Genomic DNA, 17,080 nt, shown 5'->3' with positions numbered 1-17,080 from the left:
CAGAGATCCGCCGCCGGTTCAGTCGCCAAACTGGGCCGGCGGCGGGCCCACCGAGGCCCGTCGAACGATCGGGCACGGCATGAGATGCGGGGCCGCCGGGTCCGCCCGGCGCAGTCCGAGGGCGACCTCCATCGCCCACCGGCCCATCTCGTAGTGCGGGAGCGCGACCGTCGTCAGCGGCGGATCGAGCTCGGCCGCGACCAGCTGCTGGTCGTCGTAGCCGACGACGGACAGATCGCCGGGAACCGACAGGCCGCGCTGGTGCGCGGCCGCGTAGGCGCCCATCGCCATGCGGTCGTTGAAGCAGAACATCGCCGTGGGGCGCCGGCTCGCCGGCAGGTCCAGCAGCCGCCGGGCCGCTTCCCGTCCGCCGCCCGCCACCGGCTCGGCCCTGGCGTGCAGGAAGGGATCCGGCTCGATCCCCGCCTCGGCGAGGACCTGGAGATACCCCTCGTGCCGCAGCCGTGAGGCGACGAGATCGAACCGTTCCTCCGCGTCCAGGAACGCGATCCGGCGGTGCCCGGCGGCCACCAGCTCGCGTACCGCCGCCATCCCGCCCGCCCGCTCGTCCGGAACGACCGCGGCCCGGTCCGCCGACGCCGGCGCGCAGTCGAGCAGGACCGCGTCCTCGGGCAGCCCCTCCGGCACCTCGACCACGCGGTGCCACATGCACGCGTAGATCATGGCGTCGACCTGCTGCCCGCTCAGTGCCTGCAGCGCCTGCCGCTCGGCCCCGACATCGCCCTCGGTGTCGGTCAGGATCACCAGGCGCCCGTGTTCGCGCGCAACGTCGTTGGCCCCGGCCAGCATCCGCCCGGCGAACGGCGTGGTCGCGATCGTGTCAGAGATCAGGCCGACCAGCCGCGTCTGCTGGGTTCTGAGGCTTCGGGCCACGGAGTTCGGCTCGTAGCCGACCGCCTCGGCCGCCTCGCGCACCCGCTGCTGGGTCTGTGGGGAGATGCGCGTGCTGTTCACCCCGTTGAGGACCATCGACACCGTCGCCGTCGAGACCCCGGCACGGGCCGCCACGTCGGACATCCGGACTCTGGCCATCGCGGCGCCCTCCTTCCGGGCTCCCGGCTGTTTAATCGATTAACTTGAGGTTAAGCGCGTATGCAGGCCGGTAGTTCACCCGTCAAGGGTCGGCAGGCGCCGAGCAGCCATCGACTCACGGCGACCTCGACGAAGCCTCTTCCGGTTGCTGCCAGTCCGCGAGGCGATGGAACCCTCGGCTGCGGCTGCGATTGCGAGACCAGTTCCCCGAGGCCACCATGACGATCGTGGCGCCGGCGACCGTGCAGGACTACATCGAGGCCATCCCGGCCCAGCACCGGGCGCTGTTCGACCGCGTCCACCGGCTCGTGCTCGAGGCCCGGCCCGACGCCGAGGTCGTCCTCTCCTACGGCATGCCGACGTTCCGCGTCGGCAAGCGGCGGCTGCACATCGGCGTGTGGAAGCACGGTGTGTCGCTCTACGGGTGGCGGGACGAGGGGTTCCTCGACCGCCACCCCGGCGCGCGGGCGGCCAAGGGGACCATCCGGCTGCGTCCCGAGGACGCCGCCGATGTCACCGACGATGAGCTGCGCGAGCTGGCGAGGACCAGCCTCGGCGCGTGACCGGATCGCCGCCCACCTCAAATTTTCCTAAAGTTTGATCACGTGACACGGGTCGCCACTGGTGCTCTAATGCGTTAGGAAACCTTCCTAACGATTGTGGAGGCCCTGCACATGTCATCAGCCCGCACGCGCATAGCGGTGGTAGCCGCTGCGGCCATGGCGCTTGCCACGCCGCTCGCTGTCAGGTCCGCCGCCGCCACCGTGAACACTGCCACCACGGTCGGCGACTCGGCCGAGGCCGCTCAGTCCCCGAACGCTCCGGCGTCGTTCACGGCGGCCCAGGTGCTGGCCGGCGTGAAAAAGAACAGCACGACCGCGAACAAGGTCAACACCAAGCCCCACATCAACACCATGACGCGGGCCCAGAACGTCAACGTCTACCAGGTGACCTCGGGCGTCTACGCATACAGCTCCAGCCTGGCCGTGGACGACGACGGCAGCGACCCCGACTCGGATCCGGACCACCAGGACCAGACGACGTTCCAGGACAGCAACGGCAAGCAGCTCGCTGCGCACCACGTGCCGTTCTACGTCCTGGGCGACGACTGCTGGGACCGCAAGAGCCCGTGCCCGCACTTCTTCTACAAGGAGCACGGCATCAAGGGCCGGCAGTTCGCACTGATGTTCTACAAGAGCAAGGTCATCGGCGCGATCTTCGGCGACACGCAGACCGGTAACGACCAGACCACCTCCCAGAACGACTCGCGCGAGCTGGGCGAGGCGTCGGTCAAGGCAGCCGCGCTGCTCGGCATCAACAGCAGCGGCACCAGCGGCGGCGTCGACAACGGCGTGACCGTCGTGATCCTGTCCGGCTCGCAGTGGGTCGTCAACGGCTCCAACGCCAACCTCAACGCCAACGCCCAGGCCATGGTCCAGAAGGCCCTGGACACCCTCGGCGCGAGCATGCACCTGTAAGTCCATGCGAGGCTGAACGCGATCACCAGCAGTTCGTCGGCGGCGGTGAACATGGTGGTAATCGCATTCAGGTAGGTCCGGTTCGACCCGGCTGATGGTGGATCCACCACCGGCCGGGTCGAATTCGTCGAATACCCATCTGGTCACCCGGTCGGCGTGCTGTTGCGGCGCGGCGCGCTGTGTACGTTGCCAATCATGGTGGCCGTGTCGACGCCGAAGACGTTGTCCGGTCGGGACAACGAATGCGACAGGCTGATCGGTTGGCTGGCCGGTATTGCGCGCGGTGAAGGCTCGGCTCTGGTCCTGCACGGCGAGGCGGGCATCGGCAAGAGCGCGCTCATCCGGTTCGCGACGGCCGAGGCAGTGGGTGTCCGACTGGTGTCAGTCAGCGGACACGAGGCCGAGACAGGTATCGAGTTCGCGGCCCTGCACCAGGTGCTTCACCTGCTGGCCGCGCATCTGCCGGGCATGCTGGCGGACCGGGCGGCCGAGTTGGCGCGATCCCTTGCGGCGAAAGAGGATCCGGGGCTGTGGTCGCGGGTCCAGGTGCTGGAGCTGTTCCGGGCGGCGGCCGGCGAATGTCCGTGGTTGTGCGTTGTGGACGACGCGCAGTGGATCGATGAGCCCTCCCTCGACGCGCTGGGCTTTGTCGCCAGAAGGCTGAGATCCGAACGAATCGGCATGCTTTTCGCCCGCCGCGACGAACATAGAGACAATGCGAGCCTGGCCGGTCTGACGGCCCTCCGGCTCGCCCCGCTCGGCCGGCAGGCGAGCATCGAACTGCTCCGTACGGTCGTCGGCACGCCGACCCTGTTGCCGGCGTTGACCGACATCGCCTGCGGCAATCCCCAGGCGCTGCTCGAATTGGCCGACGCGCTCACACCGGGTCAGCTTCGAGGTGAGCAGCCGGCGCCACAAACGCTGCCCCCGAACAGTCTTCTGCGCCGCGACTACCAAGCACGACTGGACCGGCTCCCGGCCGACGCCCGCTGGCTGGTGCTGCTCGCCGCGGCCGACGACGAGGCGGACGTCGAAACCCTGGTGCGCGCGGCCAATCTCAGCGGCCTCGACATTGCCGCGCTGGAACCCGCGGAGGCGGCCGGAATGGTTCACGTGCAGGGACGGGCGGTGGTCTTCCTGCAGCCGCTTCTCCGCTCGGTCGCCTACCACGAAGCGCCGCTCACGCAACGGAGAGCGGCGCACCGCTGCCTCGCGCGGGCGCTCGACCCGCGGACGGATCCGTTACGCCAGGTGCTGCATCGGGCCGCCGCCACTGACGGCCCGGACGTCCGGCTGGCCGCCGAACTGGAGCGGGTCGCGACCGCGGAGACCGGCCGGTACGCCACCTCCTCCCGTGCCCTGGAACGAGCCGCCGAACTGAGCGGCGACGCGACCCGCTTCCTGGCGGCGGCCCACCACGCCTGGCTCGCCGGCGAACCGAGCCGGGCGGCAACCCTGCTCCGGCGGATCCCCGCGTCACCGGTGGACGTTCGGGCTCGGTCCCGGGTCCTGGCCGGCGAGATCGAGATGCGGACGGGCGAGCCCGCCGCCGCCAGCCGGATGTTCCTCGCCGCCGCGAAGGACCTGGCCACCCGCGACCGGCGGCTCGCGATCGCGGCGCTGATGCGGGCCGGCGAGGCCCTGTACCAGTCGGGCGGCCACGAGCGGTATCCGGAGATCGCCCGTCAGGCCCTGGCGTTGCGCCGTCCTCGGGAAACGCCCGTGGTCCAATCGATGTTCGACTACTTCGAGACGTTGTCGGAGACCTTCCAGGGACACCAGAGCCGAGCGACCACATCGTCGCGTCGTCTGCTCGCCCTGGCCACCACGCTCGACGACAGCGACATGCTGAGCCGGACGAGCATGGCCGCGCTCTTCCGTGGCGACGAGCAGCGGGCGCACCAGCTCGCCGGCCGCGCGATGCGGATCGCGGAGACCACCGGTGACCCGCTGGCACTGGCCCAGGCCCTGGACGCAACGTCGCTGGCCGAGTTCGTGCTCGGCAGGTTCGACGACGTGACGACCACCCTGGACGGGCTGCGACTGGCGCAGGACAGCGGCCAGGACACGATGACCGGCAACTACCTCGCCCAGCTCGGCGCGGTCGCCGGGATGATCGGTGACAAGCGGACGTGCCTGCTGCGGCTGCGTCAGGCCGCGGGCCGGGGCACCAGGCGGGCCACGGCGTACCGGATCTGGGCACTGGCCGCGCTCGACCTCGCCGAGGGCCGCTACGCCCACGCCGTGGACCACCTGCGCGACGTCATCGCCGACCACGACAGCCGAGGGCACCTCATACTCCAGATCCACACCACGCCGCACCTGGTCGAGGCCGCCGCGCGGTGTGGGCGGCGATCACTCGCCGCCAGAGCGCTCAGGGTGTACGACTCGTGGGCCGACAGCACCCGCAACCCGTACTGGCTGGCGCTGTCGGCGCGGTGCCACGCGCTGCTGACGGACAACCCGGCCGAGGCCGAAGCGCGTTTCCACGAAGCGATGCGGCTGCATGCCTTGAGCGCCAACGCATTCGACCGCGCCCGCACGGGACTGCTGTTCGGTCAGTTGCTGCGTCGACGTCGCAAACCCAAGCGGGCAAGGGATCTCCTGCACGACGCCCTCACCACCTTCGAGCGATTCGACGCCACATGCTGGGCCGAGCAGGCCGCCGGCGAGCTCCGCGCCGCCGGCCACCCCACCCGGACCACCCGGACCCGTCCCGCGGCCGTCGACGGGGCGCTGACCCCGCACCAGGCCCGCATCGCCCGGTTGGTCGCCGACGGGGCGACCAACCGGGAGGTGGCTGCGCAGCTGCTCATCAGCGCCAGGACAGTGGATCACCACCTGCGCGCCATCTTCGCGAAGCTGGGCGTGCGGTCACGGGTGGAACTGGCGAAGCTGATGGGCTAGCAGGCCGTGCTCCGGAAGGCCGACACCGCCGCGCCGGCGAACCCGCAGGTGAACGGAGTGAACCGGTCGTCGGAGCTGACGAAGCGCTTCAGCCAGGACACCATCGCCCTGGACACCGTGGGGTTGGCGGTGGTCGGGAAGAAGTGGTCGGCGCCGGCGAGTTCCAGATAGGACTTCGGTCCGGCAGCCGCGTTGTAGAACGGGACGGCGTGCTGGGCGGGCGGCGCGATGGTGTCGTTCTGCGCCCCCACGATGAACACCGGCTTGGTGACCTTGCTGAAGTCCTGCCCGATGTCCCACGGCGCCAGTGGCACCCCGGCCTTCACCGTGCCGGTCGTGTCCTTGGCCAGCGCCTCAAGGGTCCCGCCGCCGCCCATGGACCAGCCGGCCACGCCCCGGCGCGTGCCGTCGACCTTGCCCCGCACGGCCGCCGGCGCGGAGTTCACCGCCCAGTTCAACGCCGCGAGCAACTCGTCGGCGCGCTGCGACGGGCTGTCGAACCCGCTGGTGGTGTCGGCGCCCACGACGACGAAGCCCCAGGACGCCACCCGCGGGCCGAGCCAGCTGATCTGGCTCCAGGTGGACACGAATCCGGGAACGACGGCGACCACCGGATACGTGCCGGCCGCCGTCGGGTAGTAGACGGTGCCGCCGCCGAACCCGGTCTGGTTGGTGATCGGGGCGGACGCCGTGGCGAAGCTGCCGTCACCGGTGATGTTCGCCGCGGTGGGGGCCTGGCCGACCTGGTCGGCGTAGGCGGGTGCGGCGGTGGCGGCCAGGCCGCCGGCCGCCAGCGCCAGGACGACCGCCAGCACCGCCGACGATCGGGTGAACCACCGCCGTGCCTTCTGCTGTGGCTGCATGGGGCTTCCTTCCGGCCCCGGACACGGCGACGGCCTCGGTGCCGGCGGCGATCCGGGATCTTCGACCGGAAGGCTGGCGGCGCGGCCCCACCGCCGGCATCGGCGAAATCACCGGCCTCCGCTGCGTGACGAGAGGGGCGGGACGCCGCGGCCTCGGCGTCCCGCCCCCGACAGCCGCTAGTCCTTCGTGCCGCGCCGGCCACGCGCGGCGATGACGATCCCGAGGGCGAGCCCGAGGATGCCGACTCCCAGACCTGCGCCGCCCAGCCAGCGGGCCGTGTCGTCCGAGGAGGACGTGGCGACGGGGGCAGGCTTGGCCGCGCCGGCATCGGCCTCGTCGGAGACCAGGGTGAGCGTCGGCGCGGGGTGCTCGGGCTCCGGCGCGCCGTTCGCGGCCGGCGGGTCGATCCACCGCACCACGTCGCCGTTGCTGTAGGTCTGCAACGCCTTGAACGTCAGCTTGTCGGTGTTGTCGGGCAGCGGACCGGCCAGCACCGCGAACCGCAGGAACTCGCCGGGCTTGATCTGGGTGCCGGGGTCGGCGGTCCAGGTCACGGTCTGCACGGCGTTCTTGACGTCGGAGTTGTTCTGGTGCACCGCCTTGGGCAGCGTCGTCATGGTGACGGCGGCCGTCCAGCCGGGCATCGGCGTCGTGTTCGCCTCCGGCACGGGATGGTCGAGCGGGAAGCTGACCTCCAGCTTGACGACGCCGGCCGAGTCCTCCTCGTTGGGCACGCGGAAGGTGACGACGGACTCGTCGCCCTTGGTGGCCTGGCCCGGATCGGTTTCCACGTGCGCGGCGGCGATGCCGGCGGTCAGCAGAGCGGTGGCGAGCGTGACGGTCGCGACCGCGCCGACCCGTGTCAGCGCGCGCGAGGGTGAACGAAGTGACATGGCTCCTGACTCCTGTCAGTACGGTGGGGTGAAAGGGGATTCAGGAGTCGGACGGGGGTCCGCGGCGGGACCGGACCCGCCGCAGCAGGAGCATGACCTCGGTGCCCGGGCACGGCGCCGTCACCGGCACGGCGACCGGAGCCCAGGCCGGCAGCGCCGGAACCGGGCGCGGCACCACCGTCGAGAGCACGTCGGCGACGGCGGCCAGCACCGCGTCGGCGTGGGTGAGGACGACCGCGAGGACGGCGGTGGCCAGAACGTGCGCGATCGTCATCGGCACCGGCCCGGCCACCGCGTGGCCGGCCAGGAACATCTCATAGCTGGTGGCGTGCATCGCCAGCAGGCTGTGGACCGCGAGCTGGGTGCCGCCCAGGACCGCGAACATGACGCCACGCCCGCGGACCCGCTCGGCGAGCAGCGTTCCCGCGCCGGCCAGCAGCACCGTCGGCAGCAGGAACAGGCCCAGATCGGGGATACCGCCGCCGGCCGCGGCGTGCGCGGTGACCGTCAGGGCGGTCGAGGTGCCGGCCAGCAGGCAGCCCCGCAGCGCGCGGAGCACGGGGTCGACGGGGCGTGGTGCGGCTGGCACCGGCGCAGCCTAGCGATACGGGCTCATCGGTCGGTTACACCGTCGACAAATCACACGCGGGACCGTCGCTACTCGGCGGTGGCGAGGATGTGGGCCAGGGATGTGACGGCGGTGTCGGCGTCGGGCCCGTACGCGGAGATGGTGACGGTGGAGCCGGCGGTGGCGCCGAGGCTCATCACCGACAGCACGCCGGTGGGGTTGATGGCGCGGCCGGCGTGTTCGATCCGGATGGTGCTGGTGAACTGCGCGGCGGCCTGGGCGAGCTTGCCGGCGGGGCGGGCGTGCAGGTTGGCCGGCAGGACGACGGTGGTGTGGACGTCAGAGCTTGGGGACATCGCGGGCCTCCTGGGCGGCTGAGACGACGGCGTTGAGGTCGCCGCCGGCGGCGGCGGTGACGGCGGCCGCGACGGCGCCTTCGACGAACGGGGCGTCGACGACGACGGTGTCGGCCCGGGGGTGGTCCTCGAGGACGGTCCGCGTGGTGAGCACGGAACTGCCCAGGTCGGGCAGCACGACCACGCCGGCGCCCCGGTCCGCCTTGTCGATGGCCTCGGTGACCAGGTCGTAGCTGGTCCCGATCCGGCCGTCGGCGGTGCCGCCGGCGGCCACCACGGGCACGGCGTCCGAGCCGATCTGCCCGAGCAGGTCACGCAGCCCGTCGGCGAGCCCGGCGCTGTGTGACACGAGTACGATCCCGACTGGTCCGGTCATGAACACGGATGCTAGATATCGGAACGCTGTTCAGCAATACCGAATCGGGGTTGCAGATGCTGGTTCAGTCGGTACGCAGGGCGTCGGCCATCCTGCGGGAGCTGTCGCACGGTGGCCCCCGCCTGGGCGTGACCGAGCTGGCCGACCGGATCGGCGTGGCCAAGCCGACGGTGCACGCGCTGCTGCGCACGCTGGAGGCGGAGGGCCTGGTGGCGCAGGACAGCGAGACCGGCAAGTACCGGCTCGGCCCCGGCCTGCTCCAGCTGGGCAACGCCTACCTGGACACCCACGAGCTGCGCACCCGCTCGCTGACCTGGGCCGACTCGCTGGCCAAGCGCAGCGGCGAGGCGGTGTGGGTCGCGGTGCTCACCGGCGACCACGTGCTGGTCGTGCACCACGCCTTCCGCCCGGAGGGCTCCCTGCAGATCCACGAGGTCGGCGCGAGCATCCCGTGGAGCACCTGCGCCCTGGGCAAGGCGATCGTGGCGTTCGGGCCCGCCGCCGACCGCGACCGCCTGCTCGCCGGCGAGCTGCCGGTGCTGACCGGCACCAGCATCACCGACCCGGCCGAGCTGGCGGCGCAGCTGGACCAGGTCGCGACCACCGGCTACGGGGTGGAGGACCAGGAGTCCACGCTGGGCGACGCCGGCATCGCGGCGCCGGTGTTCGACCGGTCCGCCGAGGTCGTGGGGGCCATCGGCGTGGTCGGCCCGGTGGAGCGCGTGCTGGCCGACCCGGCCCGCCAGGAGCTGGCGGTGATGGTCCGCGAGACCGCCCGGATGCTGTCCCGCGACCTGGGCGCCGCCCGCACCCCGGCGAGGCGCGGCGCCTGAGGGCCGTTCCCACCCTCTTGACAGGGTTCTTCCGCGCGCCTAATTTCTCGGAATCCTGTTCAGCAATGACGAACACGGTACGCCGAGTTCGCCCCGTTCCGCCCCTCGCGCGGAGGAGGTGAGACGTCCGCCGGCGCCGCTGCCGACGGACGCATGTCATGGACGACAACTCCTACCTGCAAAAACTTCTCGCCGAACTGATCGGCACCGCGACGCTGGTCTTCATCGGCGTCGGCTCGGTGCCGGCGACCCTGATCGTGGGCGGCGACGCGCCGTTCACGATGGCCCAACTGGGCGTCATCTCGTTCGCCTTCGCGATGGCCGTGGTCGCCCTGGTCTACGCGATCGGCCACATCTCCGGCTGCCAGATCAACCCCGCGATCACCGTCGCGCTGGCCGCCACCGGGCGCATGCCGTGGCGGCAGGTGCCCGGATACCTTGCGGCACAAGCACTCGGCGCCGTCGTCGGCGCCCTGGCCATCGTCGGCGTGCTCGGCGGCAAGGCGGTCACGGTCGGGCTCGGCATCGCCGGCTACGCCCCCACCGTCGGCGTCGGCCAGGCCTTCCTGGCCGAGGCGATCGGCACGTTCCTGCTGGCGTTCGTGGTGTTCGGCGCGATCGACCGCCGGGCCCCGGGCGGCTTCGCCGGCCTGGCCATCGGCCTCGCCGTCTTCGCCGTCATCATCCCGGTCGCGCCGGCCACCGGCGCGTCGATCAACCCGGCCCGCACCCTCGGCCCGATGCTCGTCGGCCAGCTGTTCGGCGGCACCGTCCACTGGGAACAGCTGCCGGTGTACCTGATCGCCGAGTTCGCCGGGGCGGTCGCCGCCGGCCTGGCCTACACCGCCCTCAACCGGCGCCGCCGGGCGGCGACCGTGACCGAGGGCAGCATCGCGAGTGAGGTGGCGGTGTCGTGAAGAAGTTCCTCAACAGCCCGGACACGGTGCTCGCCGACGCGCTCGCCGGTCTGGCCGCCGCTCATCCCGACCTGTCCGTCGACCTCGACCAGAGGATCATCACCCGCGCGCACGGCCCGCACCGGGCCAAGGTCGGACTGATCTCCGGCGGCGGCTCCGGCCACGAGCCGCTGCACGGCGGCTTCGTCGGCGCCGGCATGCTCGACGCCGCCTGTCCCGGCGAGGTGTTCACCTCCCCCGTGCCCGACCAGATCCTGGCCGCCACCAGGGCCGCCGACCGCGGGGCCGGCGTCGTGCACATCGTCAAGAACTACACCGGCGACGTGATGAACTTCCAGATGGCCGCCGAGCTGGCCGGCGACGAGGGCATCGCGGTGCGCACGGTCCTGGTCGACGACGACGTGGCCGTGCAGGACTCCACCTACACCGCCGGCCGCCGCGGCACCGGGGCGACCGTGTTCGTGGAGAAGATCGCCGGCGCCCACGCCGAGGAGGGCGCCGACCTCGACGGCGTCGCCGAGATCGCCCGGCGGGTGAACGCGGCCTCCAGGTCGTTCGCGGTCGCGCTCACCGCCTGCACCACGCCGGCGTCCGGCCGGCCCGGGTTCGACCTGCCCGACGACGAGATCGAGGTCGGCGTCGGCATCCACGGCGAACCCGGCCGGCGGCGGGAGAAACTGGCCGGCGCCAAGGAGATCGTGGCGACCGCGATGGACGCCATCCTGTCCGACCAGCCGCTCGACCCCGCCGACCGGACCATCGTGATGGTCAACGGGCTGGGCGGCACCCCGCTGCTCGAGCTGTACCTCGTGTTCGGCGAGGTGTCCGCGGTGTTGGCGGACAAGGGAATCACCGTCGCCCGCACCCTGGTGGGCAACTACGTCACCAGCCTGGAGATGGCCGGGGTGTCCATCACGGTGTGCCGGGCCGACGAGCAGATGCTGGCGCTGTGGGACGCGCCGGTGCGCACTCCGGCCCTGCGCTGGGGCTGCTGACCCGCCCACCGACCGGGCGTGCCCGCGCGTGTGCCACAGGCGCGCGCGGGCACGCCCATCCATCACCACACATCACCGGTTCGAAGGAGTACCTGGTGGACGCCGCACTCGCCCGGGCTTGGGTACAGGCCATCGCCGCCGCAATCGACGAGCACACCGACCAGTTGACCCAGTTGGACTCGGCCATCGGCGACGCCGACCACGGCGCGAACATGCGCCGCGGGTTCAGCGCCTGCCTGGACGCGCTGGCCGACACCCCGCTCGAGACGCCGGGCGACGTCCTGGTCCGCACCGGCGCCACGCTCATCTCGAGCGTCGGCGGCGCGGCGGGACCGTTGTACGGCAGCGCGTTCCGCGCGATCGGCAGGGCGCTGGCCGGACCGGACGCCGGCGCCGAACAGGTCCTGTCGGCGCTGACCGAAGGGCTCACGGCCGTCAAGCGGCTCGGCGCGGCGGTGCCCGGGGACAAGACCATTGTGGACGCCTACACCCCGGCGGTCGCCGCGTTCGAGCAGGAACTGTGGGAAGGCGGCGGCCTCGCCGCCGCGGCGGCCCACGCCGCGGAGGCCGCCGAAGCCGGGGCCCGCGCCACGACCACCATGCAGGCCCGGAAGGGCCGCGCCTCCTACCTCGGGCCCCGCAGCGTCGGCCACCAGGACCCGGGCGCGACGTCCACGGCGCTCATCTTCCGCGCCCTCGCCGAGGTGACGGTGCGATGAGCCGGACCGTCTACAGTGGAACCACGGCGTCGCCGGGAACGGCGTTGGGCGTTGCCTTCCGCACCGACCGCCCCCATGCCCAGACGCTGCCGCACCGCCGCCTCGACGATCCGGTCGGGCAGATAACGGAAGCCTTCGACGCCGTCACCCGCCGCATGCGGGAGCTGGCGGAATCCCTTCGCGCGCAGGGGCAATCCGAGCAGGCCGACATCATGGAGGTCGCCGGGCACATCGCCGCGGACAACGATCTGCGCGCCCTCGCGATCGGCAACGCCGAGCAGGGCAGCCCCACCACTGTCGCCATCAAACGCGCCGTCGACAGCTACGCCACCATGCTGGCGTCCCTGGACGACCCGATGCTCGCCGAGCGTGCCACCGATGTTCGCCAGATCGGCCGCCGCGCCCTCGCCTGGCTGCACGGGGACGACGACAACGACGTGGACGGCCCCCTTGTGCTGCTGGCGCACGAGATCGGCGCTGCCGACCTGCTCGAACCGCACGCCCCGGTGGTGGCCGCCGCGTCCGTGGTCGGCGGCCCCAACTCGCATGCCTCGATCGTCGCCCGCTCCCTGGGAATCCCCCTGCTGCTGGGGATCGACGAGGCGGCTCTGCGGTGCCCCGACGGCGTCGAGGTGCTGGTCGACGCGCAGCGGGCGGCGCTGGTCGTCACTCCCGACGCCGAGGAGAGGCAGACCGCGCTGACGACGATGGAGTCCGCCCGGACGCGCAAGGCGAAGCTGGTCGCCGAACGCGACCTGCCCAGCGTGACCCGCGGCGGACGCCGAATCGTGTTGCGCGCCAACATCGCGACCCCGAGCGACGCGCAGGCCGCGCTCACCGCCCGCGCCGAGGGCGTGGGCCTGCTGCGCACCGAACTCCCGTTCCTGGACGCCCGCAGCTGGCCCAGCTACGCCCAGCACACCGCTGCCCTGGTGCCGGTCTTCCGGCGGCTGGCCCACCAGCCGGTCACCGTGCGGACCCTCGACTTCGCCGACGACAAGCTGCCGCCGTTCCTGGCCGGCGAGGGCGGGCGGATCGGCCGGGGGCTGCCCCTCATGCTCGCCGAGCCGGACGCCTTCGCCGACCAGTTCCGGGCGATCCTCACCGCCGGCGCGGCCACCGACCTGCGGATCATGATCCCGATGGTCGCCTCCGCCGACGAACTGGCCGTCTGCCGCGACCTGCTCGCCAAGGCGGCCGTCGATGTCGGCGTGGCCCCGCCCCCGCTCGGCGCGATGATCGAACTGCCCGAGGCGGTGGCCGACATCGACTCCATCGCCGCTGCGGCGGACTTCCTGTCCATCGGCAGCAACGACCTGACCTGCCAGGTACTCGGCCTGGACCGGCGCGACCCCGCCGCCACGCCGGCCATGGCGGCCCACCCCGACGTGCAGGCCGCCATCGGCGAGGTGGTGACCGCCGCGCACCGGCGCCAGTTGTTGGTCTCGGTGTGCGGGGACGCCGCCGCCGACGCCGAGGTGATCCCGCTGCTGGTCGCCCTCGGCTGCGACATCCTCTCGGTCGCCCCCAGTGCCGTGGACGAGGTCCGCGCCCACATCCGGCAGCTCGCCGATTGACCAACTCCCATATTCGTGCGATCGTTGGAATATGAGCGCAGAGGACCGGGCCCGCTCCGGCTTTCCCGAGGAGCCGATCTACGCCGAGCTGGCCCGCCTCGGCAAGGCCCTCGCCAGTCCGGTGCGGCTGCGCCTGCTCGACGTGCTGGAGTCCGGCGAGCTGACGGTCGACGAACTCGCGGCGACGGCGGGGCTGCCGGTCAAGAACACCTCCGCGCAGCTCCAGCAGCTGCGCGCCGCGCACCTCGTCCAGTCGCGACGGGACGGGACGCGCATCCACTACCGGATCGCGAGCGAAGCGGTGTCGATGTTCCTGGGCCAGCTACACGACTTCGCCCTGGACACGGCGGCCGAGCTGCGGGAACAGGTGACCGCGCACCTCGGCACCGGCGATCAGCTGGAGCCGGTGACCGCTGACCGTCTCGCCGAACTGCTGGCCGACGGCAACGTCACCGTGATCGATGTGCGCACGGAGGCCGACTACGCCCGCGGCCACATCCCCGGCGCCCTCTCCGTGCCCATAAGGGAGATGGCAGAACGGGTCCAGGAACTGGGGGGCCACGACATGATCGTGGCCTACTGCCAGGGCCCGTACTGCGTCAGCTCGCCGAGGGCCGTCCGGCTCATGACCGAGGCGGGCCACACGGCCCGGATCCTGCACGGTGGCTGGACCGCCTGGGCTCGCGCCGGCCATCGCCGACAGACCGCTTGATCATCCACGAAAGGCTTGTCGCACATGAGTTTCTTCCTGCCGCCGCACGACTACCCGGCCGCCCGCTACGACGGCGAGCAGGGTGAGAAGAGCGCGCGCTGGCGTCCGCAGGACGCGCCGCACGACATCGAGCAGACCAACGGCGGCTCGTGCGACTACCTGGCCACCGGGGCCACCACCCGCGGCGATTACGGGCTCTACCGCTGGAACATGTCCGCCGCCAACGCCGGCCCCGCGCCGCATTTCCACCGGACGCTCTCCGAGTCGTTCTTCGTCCTCGAGGGCGCGATCCAGATCTTCGACGGCACGGACTGGAAGGAGGCGCGGCCGGGCGACTTCTGCTTCGTGCCCGAGGGCGGCGTGCACGGCTTCCGCAACCGGTCCGAGCAGCCGGCCTCGATGCTGATCCTGTTCTCCCCCGGCGCGCCCCGCGAGAAGTACTTCGAGGGCCTCGCCGAGATCGCGGCCACCGGGCAGCGCCCGTCCGACGAGGAGATGGCCGAGTTCTTCGCGGCGCACGACACGTACTGGGTCTGACCGCGTGAGTGGCTCACCTGGAAGCCCAGGCGAGCCACTCACCTGCCGCCGTCAGGCGATCGTGAAACCGTGGTAGCCGATGAGCGCCGGCGAGCCGGACGAGGCCGACACCACGAACAGCCCGGCGTCCTGGGTCGCGGCCTGACCCGGCACGGTCGCGGTGCCCACGGTGGTCCAGTTCTGACCGTCCGTGGAGTAGTAACCGGTGTAGGTCGCACCGGAACGGACCAGCCTCAGGTGCACCGGAACCGTCTCGGGGATGGTGCCGTTGCCCGGGGTGACGGAGTCGATGTACGGATTGCCGTCGCTGTTCCACTCCATCTGGATGCCACCGGACGGGGAGACGTAGAGGATCACGCCTTCCGGCCCGGAGCCGGCGGTGGTCATCCCGTTGCGGACCATGATACCGGCCTTGGCGTAACCGCCGAACGCGCTGGTCGAGGTGACCTGGGTTTCCACCGTGGCGGCGTTGCCGACGGCGCCGGAGCGATAGATCGCCGAGTAGTTGTCGTTGCCGGACCACACGTCCTGGCCGGCGCCGGAGATCGCGAAGTCGCTGCCGACCTGACCGAACTGCGCGGGCGCGTCGGTCGCCGACGAGTACGTCGAATACGGGGCCTGCACCGGCGAGACGAGCTGGGCCTGCCGGCTGGTGGACACGGTGTCGGTCCGGTCCCGCCATGAGTATTTGGCGGTCGCGGTGATCGTGTCCGTCTCGATGGGTGTCGTCGGAGTCGGGGGCGTCACCGTGAACGTCGCGGTGACGGTCTTGCCGGTGCCGACGTTGGTGAACCGGGTCGAACCGTTGGCCGTGACCGACCAACCGGCCGGCGCGGTCAGCGCCAGATCGGCCTGCCTCACTGCGGTCCGGCCGTTGTTGGTGAAGGATTCCGTTACGGCAGTGGGCTTTCCGGGCGTCGCGCCGGACAGGTCGCTCTCGTTCAGGGTGACGTTGGGACCGACGTTCGCGCCGACCTTGCTCGACGCCCGGTACATCACGACGCCGTGCGCCGGAACGCTGGCCGTGATGGCGCCGGCCGTCTCGGTGGCGGTGTGCGCCCACAGGTCCCGCAGCTGGTAGTCGCTCGCCTTGGACAGGCCGACCTCGGCCGCCGTGGCGGAAATGGTGGCGGTGCTCCCGGTCGAGTTGAACAGCACCACCGCGCGGTCGCCGCCGGCCAGCGGCTTGGACAGCACCCACAAACCGTTGTTCCCGGCCGGATTCCCGCCGACCGCCACCGGAACGGCCTGCTTGGCCAGCGGGTCCTGGTCGACGGCGATGACGTCGGCGTTGGTGTAGGTGGCCAGGTCGGCCGCGCTGATGTGCCGCAGGTCGGTGCCGGCGATCAGCGGCGCGTTCATGGCCGCCCACAGGCTGAACTCGGACCGGTACTCCGCGGTGGTCATGTGCCCGTTGCCGACCTCGAGCATGTCCGGGTCGTTCCAGGCGCCCGGCCCGGAGTACGGGTAGAGCCACACGTTCTGCTGGAAGATCGACAGCATGCTGCCGTAGCCGTCGCTGATGTCGCCGGTGGTGCGCCAGGAGTTGCCGACCTGCGGCCCCCAGGTCCAGGGCTGGTTCACGCCCCATTCGCACAGGCTGTAGAGGATCGGGCGGCCGGTCGCGGCCAGCGCGTCGCGCATCGCGGCGTACCGGTCGACGTACTGCTGGGTGGTGCTGCTGCCGGCGTTGTTGCAGTTGTCGTACTTGAGGTAGTCGACGCCCCAACTGGCGAACGAGGCGGCGTCCTGCTTCTCGTGGCCGAGGCTGCCGGGATAGCCGGCGCAGGTGGCGGTGCCGGCGTCCTCGTAGATGCCGAGCTTCAGCCCCTTGGCGTGCACGTAGTCCGCGACCGCCTTGATGCCTGCGGGGAACTTCGCCGGGTCCGGCACGAGGTTGCCGCCGGCGTCGCGCTGCTTCTCCAGCCAGCAGTCGTCGATATTGACGTACCGGTAGCCGGCCTTCTGCATGCCGTTGGCCACCATGGCGTCCGCGGTCTGCTCGACCAGCGCCGCGCTGACGTCGCAGCCGAACGCGTTCCAGTCGTTCCAGCCCAGCTGCGGGGTCGTGGCCAGGCCGTTGGCCAGGGCGTTCGCGGCGGGGGCGGTGGCCAGCGGCACCACTGTCGTCAGACCGGCGACGAGCAGTGCGGCGGTGAGTGCGGTCGGTCCACGGCGGCGTCTCGCGTCGTTCCGTGGCGCCCATCTGATGCCCAATGGATCGCCTTCCGTCCAGGTTGCAGGGAACCCAGCGCTGTTCTGTCATGGGCGGTCATGTTGAAATACCGCTCGTAA

General features: G+C 71.6%; 17 protein-coding genes. 10 read left to right on the top strand and 7 right to left on the bottom strand.

The genetic code is table 11. The features are described 5' to 3' along the window. Nucleotides 1-18 precede the first annotated feature (18 nt). Nucleotides 19-1,053, bottom strand: a complete 1,035-nt coding sequence (locus tag BCF44_RS42405; protein WP_170218052.1) for a LacI family DNA-binding transcriptional regulator — start codon at nucleotides 1,051-1,053, stop codon at nucleotides 19-21. A 218-nt stretch (nucleotides 1,054-1,271) separates the two neighbouring features. Here BCF44_RS42405 and BCF44_RS42400 point away from each other — a divergent pair, with 218 nt between their 5' ends. From BCF44_RS42400 to BCF44_RS42390, 3 genes are all read left to right on the top strand, one after another. Continuing rightward, entirely contained in the window at nucleotides 1,272-1,616 is a 345-nt protein-coding gene (locus BCF44_RS42400; RefSeq protein WP_116180327.1) for an iron chaperone, read from the top strand. Nucleotides 1,617-1,772: 156 nt separating this feature from the next. Beyond that, on the top strand, nucleotides 1,773-2,531 hold the full coding sequence (locus BCF44_RS42395; protein ID WP_246016131.1) for a glycoside hydrolase family 75 protein: 759 nt from the start codon (nucleotides 1,773-1,775) through the stop codon (nucleotides 2,529-2,531). A 195-nt stretch (nucleotides 2,532-2,726) separates the two neighbouring features. After that, on the top strand, nucleotides 2,727-5,438 hold the full coding sequence (locus BCF44_RS42390; protein ID WP_147328843.1) for an ATP-binding protein: 2,712 nt from the start codon (nucleotides 2,727-2,729) through the stop codon (nucleotides 5,436-5,438). On the opposite strand, the gene BCF44_RS42385 is transcribed toward BCF44_RS42390, so the two are convergent. The 5 genes from BCF44_RS42385 to dhaM all read right to left on the bottom strand — a co-directional run bounded on the left by BCF44_RS42385 (nucleotide 5,435) and on the right by dhaM (nucleotide 8,495). Further along, nucleotides 5,435-6,301, bottom strand: coding sequence for an alpha/beta hydrolase family protein (locus BCF44_RS42385; RefSeq protein ID WP_116180173.1), 867 nt, complete (start codon nucleotides 6,299-6,301; stop codon nucleotides 5,435-5,437). The genes BCF44_RS42390 and BCF44_RS42385 overlap by 4 nt on opposite strands. A 177-nt stretch (nucleotides 6,302-6,478) precedes the next feature. Next, the gene (locus BCF44_RS42380; protein WP_116180172.1) at nucleotides 6,479-7,195 is read right to left on the bottom strand and encodes a YcnI family copper-binding membrane protein; all 717 of its coding nucleotides are present in this window, start codon (nucleotides 7,193-7,195) and stop codon (nucleotides 6,479-6,481) included. A 40-nt stretch (nucleotides 7,196-7,235) separates the two neighbouring features. Then, on the bottom strand, nucleotides 7,236-7,784 hold the full coding sequence (locus BCF44_RS42375; protein ID WP_246016130.1) for a hypothetical protein: 549 nt from the start codon (nucleotides 7,782-7,784) through the stop codon (nucleotides 7,236-7,238). A 68-nt stretch (nucleotides 7,785-7,852) separates the two neighbouring features. Next, the gene (locus BCF44_RS58140) at nucleotides 7,853-8,119 is read right to left on the bottom strand and encodes an HPr family phosphocarrier protein (RefSeq protein WP_116180171.1); all 267 of its coding nucleotides are present in this window, start codon (nucleotides 8,117-8,119) and stop codon (nucleotides 7,853-7,855) included. Beyond that, nucleotides 8,103-8,495 carry a dihydroxyacetone kinase phosphoryl donor subunit DhaM gene (gene dhaM, locus BCF44_RS58135; RefSeq protein ID WP_116180324.1) on the bottom strand — a complete coding sequence of 131 codons (393 nt, stop codon included), beginning with the start codon at nucleotides 8,493-8,495 and terminating at the stop codon, nucleotides 8,103-8,105. The genes BCF44_RS58140 and dhaM overlap by 17 nt, the downstream gene beginning before the upstream one ends. 8 nt (nucleotides 8,496-8,503) lie before the next feature. On the opposite strand from dhaM, the gene BCF44_RS42360 reads away from it, so the two are divergent. The 7 genes from BCF44_RS42360 (at nucleotide 8,504) to BCF44_RS42330 (ending at nucleotide 14,785) form a co-directional block, all read left to right on the top strand. Continuing rightward, on the top strand, nucleotides 8,504-9,328 hold the full coding sequence (locus BCF44_RS42360) for an IclR family transcriptional regulator (protein WP_211353483.1): 825 nt from the start codon (nucleotides 8,504-8,506) through the stop codon (nucleotides 9,326-9,328). 158 nt (nucleotides 9,329-9,486) lie between these two features. Continuing rightward, nucleotides 9,487-10,245 carry an MIP/aquaporin family protein gene (locus tag BCF44_RS42355; protein WP_116180170.1) on the top strand — a complete coding sequence of 253 codons (759 nt, stop codon included), beginning with the start codon at nucleotides 9,487-9,489 and terminating at the stop codon, nucleotides 10,243-10,245. Beyond that, the gene (gene dhaK, locus BCF44_RS42350; RefSeq protein ID WP_116180169.1) at nucleotides 10,242-11,240 is read left to right on the top strand and encodes a dihydroxyacetone kinase subunit DhaK; all 999 of its coding nucleotides are present in this window, start codon (nucleotides 10,242-10,244) and stop codon (nucleotides 11,238-11,240) included. The genes BCF44_RS42355 and dhaK overlap by 4 nt, the downstream gene beginning before the upstream one ends. A 95-nt stretch (nucleotides 11,241-11,335) precedes the next feature. Further along, on the top strand, nucleotides 11,336-11,959 hold the full coding sequence (dhaL, locus tag BCF44_RS42345) for a dihydroxyacetone kinase subunit DhaL (protein ID WP_116180168.1): 624 nt from the start codon (nucleotides 11,336-11,338) through the stop codon (nucleotides 11,957-11,959). After that, the gene (locus BCF44_RS42340; protein WP_116180167.1) at nucleotides 11,956-13,536 is read left to right on the top strand and encodes a putative PEP-binding protein; all 1,581 of its coding nucleotides are present in this window, start codon (nucleotides 11,956-11,958) and stop codon (nucleotides 13,534-13,536) included. The genes dhaL and BCF44_RS42340 overlap by 4 nt, the downstream gene beginning before the upstream one ends. 31 nt (nucleotides 13,537-13,567) lie before the next feature. Further along, nucleotides 13,568-14,248 (top strand): ArsR/SmtB family transcription factor, encoded by a 681-nt coding sequence (locus BCF44_RS42335; RefSeq protein WP_116180166.1) that lies wholly within the window; start codon nucleotides 13,568-13,570, stop codon nucleotides 14,246-14,248. Nucleotides 14,249-14,272: 24 nt separating this feature from the next. Next, entirely contained in the window at nucleotides 14,273-14,785 is a 513-nt protein-coding gene (locus BCF44_RS42330) for a cupin domain-containing protein (RefSeq protein WP_116180165.1), read from the top strand. Between the two features lie 51 nt (nucleotides 14,786-14,836). Here the strand turns inward: BCF44_RS42330 and BCF44_RS56085 are convergent, their stop codons facing one another. Beyond that, nucleotides 14,837-17,002: an NEW3 domain-containing protein gene (locus BCF44_RS56085; protein ID WP_170218051.1), complete on the bottom strand. Its 2,166-nt coding sequence runs from the start codon at nucleotides 17,000-17,002 to the stop codon at nucleotides 14,837-14,839. Between the last annotated feature and the right edge of the window lie 78 nt (nucleotides 17,003-17,080).

It is taken from the genome of Kutzneria buriramensis (assembly GCF_003387475.1).
Lineage (GTDB): Bacteria > Actinomycetota > Actinomycetes > Mycobacteriales > Pseudonocardiaceae > Kutzneria > Kutzneria buriramensis.
The sequence above is the reverse complement of the archived record's forward strand: the minus strand, read 5'-3'. Positions and strand labels throughout refer to the sequence as shown.

What these genes read in the sequence shown, in the direction of transcription:
- BCF44_RS42405 (WP_170218052.1), bottom strand. Translation starts at nt 1,053, where the DNA reads ATGGCCAGAGTCCGGATGTCCGACGTGGCGGCCCGTGCCGGGGTCTCG.
- BCF44_RS42385 (WP_116180173.1), bottom strand. Translation starts at nt 6,301, where the DNA reads ATGCAGCCACAGCAGAAGGCACGGCGGTGGTTCACCCGATCGTCGGCG.
- BCF44_RS42400 (WP_116180327.1), top strand. Translation starts at nt 1,272, where the DNA reads ATGACGATCGTGGCGCCGGCGACCGTGCAGGACTACATCGAGGCCATC.
- BCF44_RS42395 (WP_246016131.1), top strand. Translation starts at nt 1,773, where the DNA reads ATGGCGCTTGCCACGCCGCTCGCTGTCAGGTCCGCCGCCGCCACCGTG.
- BCF44_RS42360 (WP_211353483.1), top strand. Translation starts at nt 8,504, where the DNA reads ATGCTAGATATCGGAACGCTGTTCAGCAATACCGAATCGGGGTTGCAG.
- BCF44_RS42330 (WP_116180165.1), top strand. Translation starts at nt 14,273, where the DNA reads ATGAGTTTCTTCCTGCCGCCGCACGACTACCCGGCCGCCCGCTACGAC.
- BCF44_RS42390 (WP_147328843.1), top strand. Translation starts at nt 2,727, where the DNA reads ATGGTGGCCGTGTCGACGCCGAAGACGTTGTCCGGTCGGGACAACGAA.
- dhaM (WP_116180324.1), bottom strand. Translation starts at nt 8,495, where the DNA reads ATGACCGGACCAGTCGGGATCGTACTCGTGTCACACAGCGCCGGGCTC.
- BCF44_RS42335 (WP_116180166.1), top strand. Translation starts at nt 13,568, where the DNA reads ATGAGCGCAGAGGACCGGGCCCGCTCCGGCTTTCCCGAGGAGCCGATC.
- BCF44_RS42355 (WP_116180170.1), top strand. Translation starts at nt 9,487, where the DNA reads ATGGACGACAACTCCTACCTGCAAAAACTTCTCGCCGAACTGATCGGC.
- BCF44_RS42340 (WP_116180167.1), top strand. Translation starts at nt 11,956, where the DNA reads ATGAGCCGGACCGTCTACAGTGGAACCACGGCGTCGCCGGGAACGGCG.
- BCF44_RS42380 (WP_116180172.1), bottom strand. Translation starts at nt 7,195, where the DNA reads ATGTCACTTCGTTCACCCTCGCGCGCGCTGACACGGGTCGGCGCGGTC.
- BCF44_RS58140 (WP_116180171.1), bottom strand. Translation starts at nt 8,119, where the DNA reads ATGTCCCCAAGCTCTGACGTCCACACCACCGTCGTCCTGCCGGCCAAC.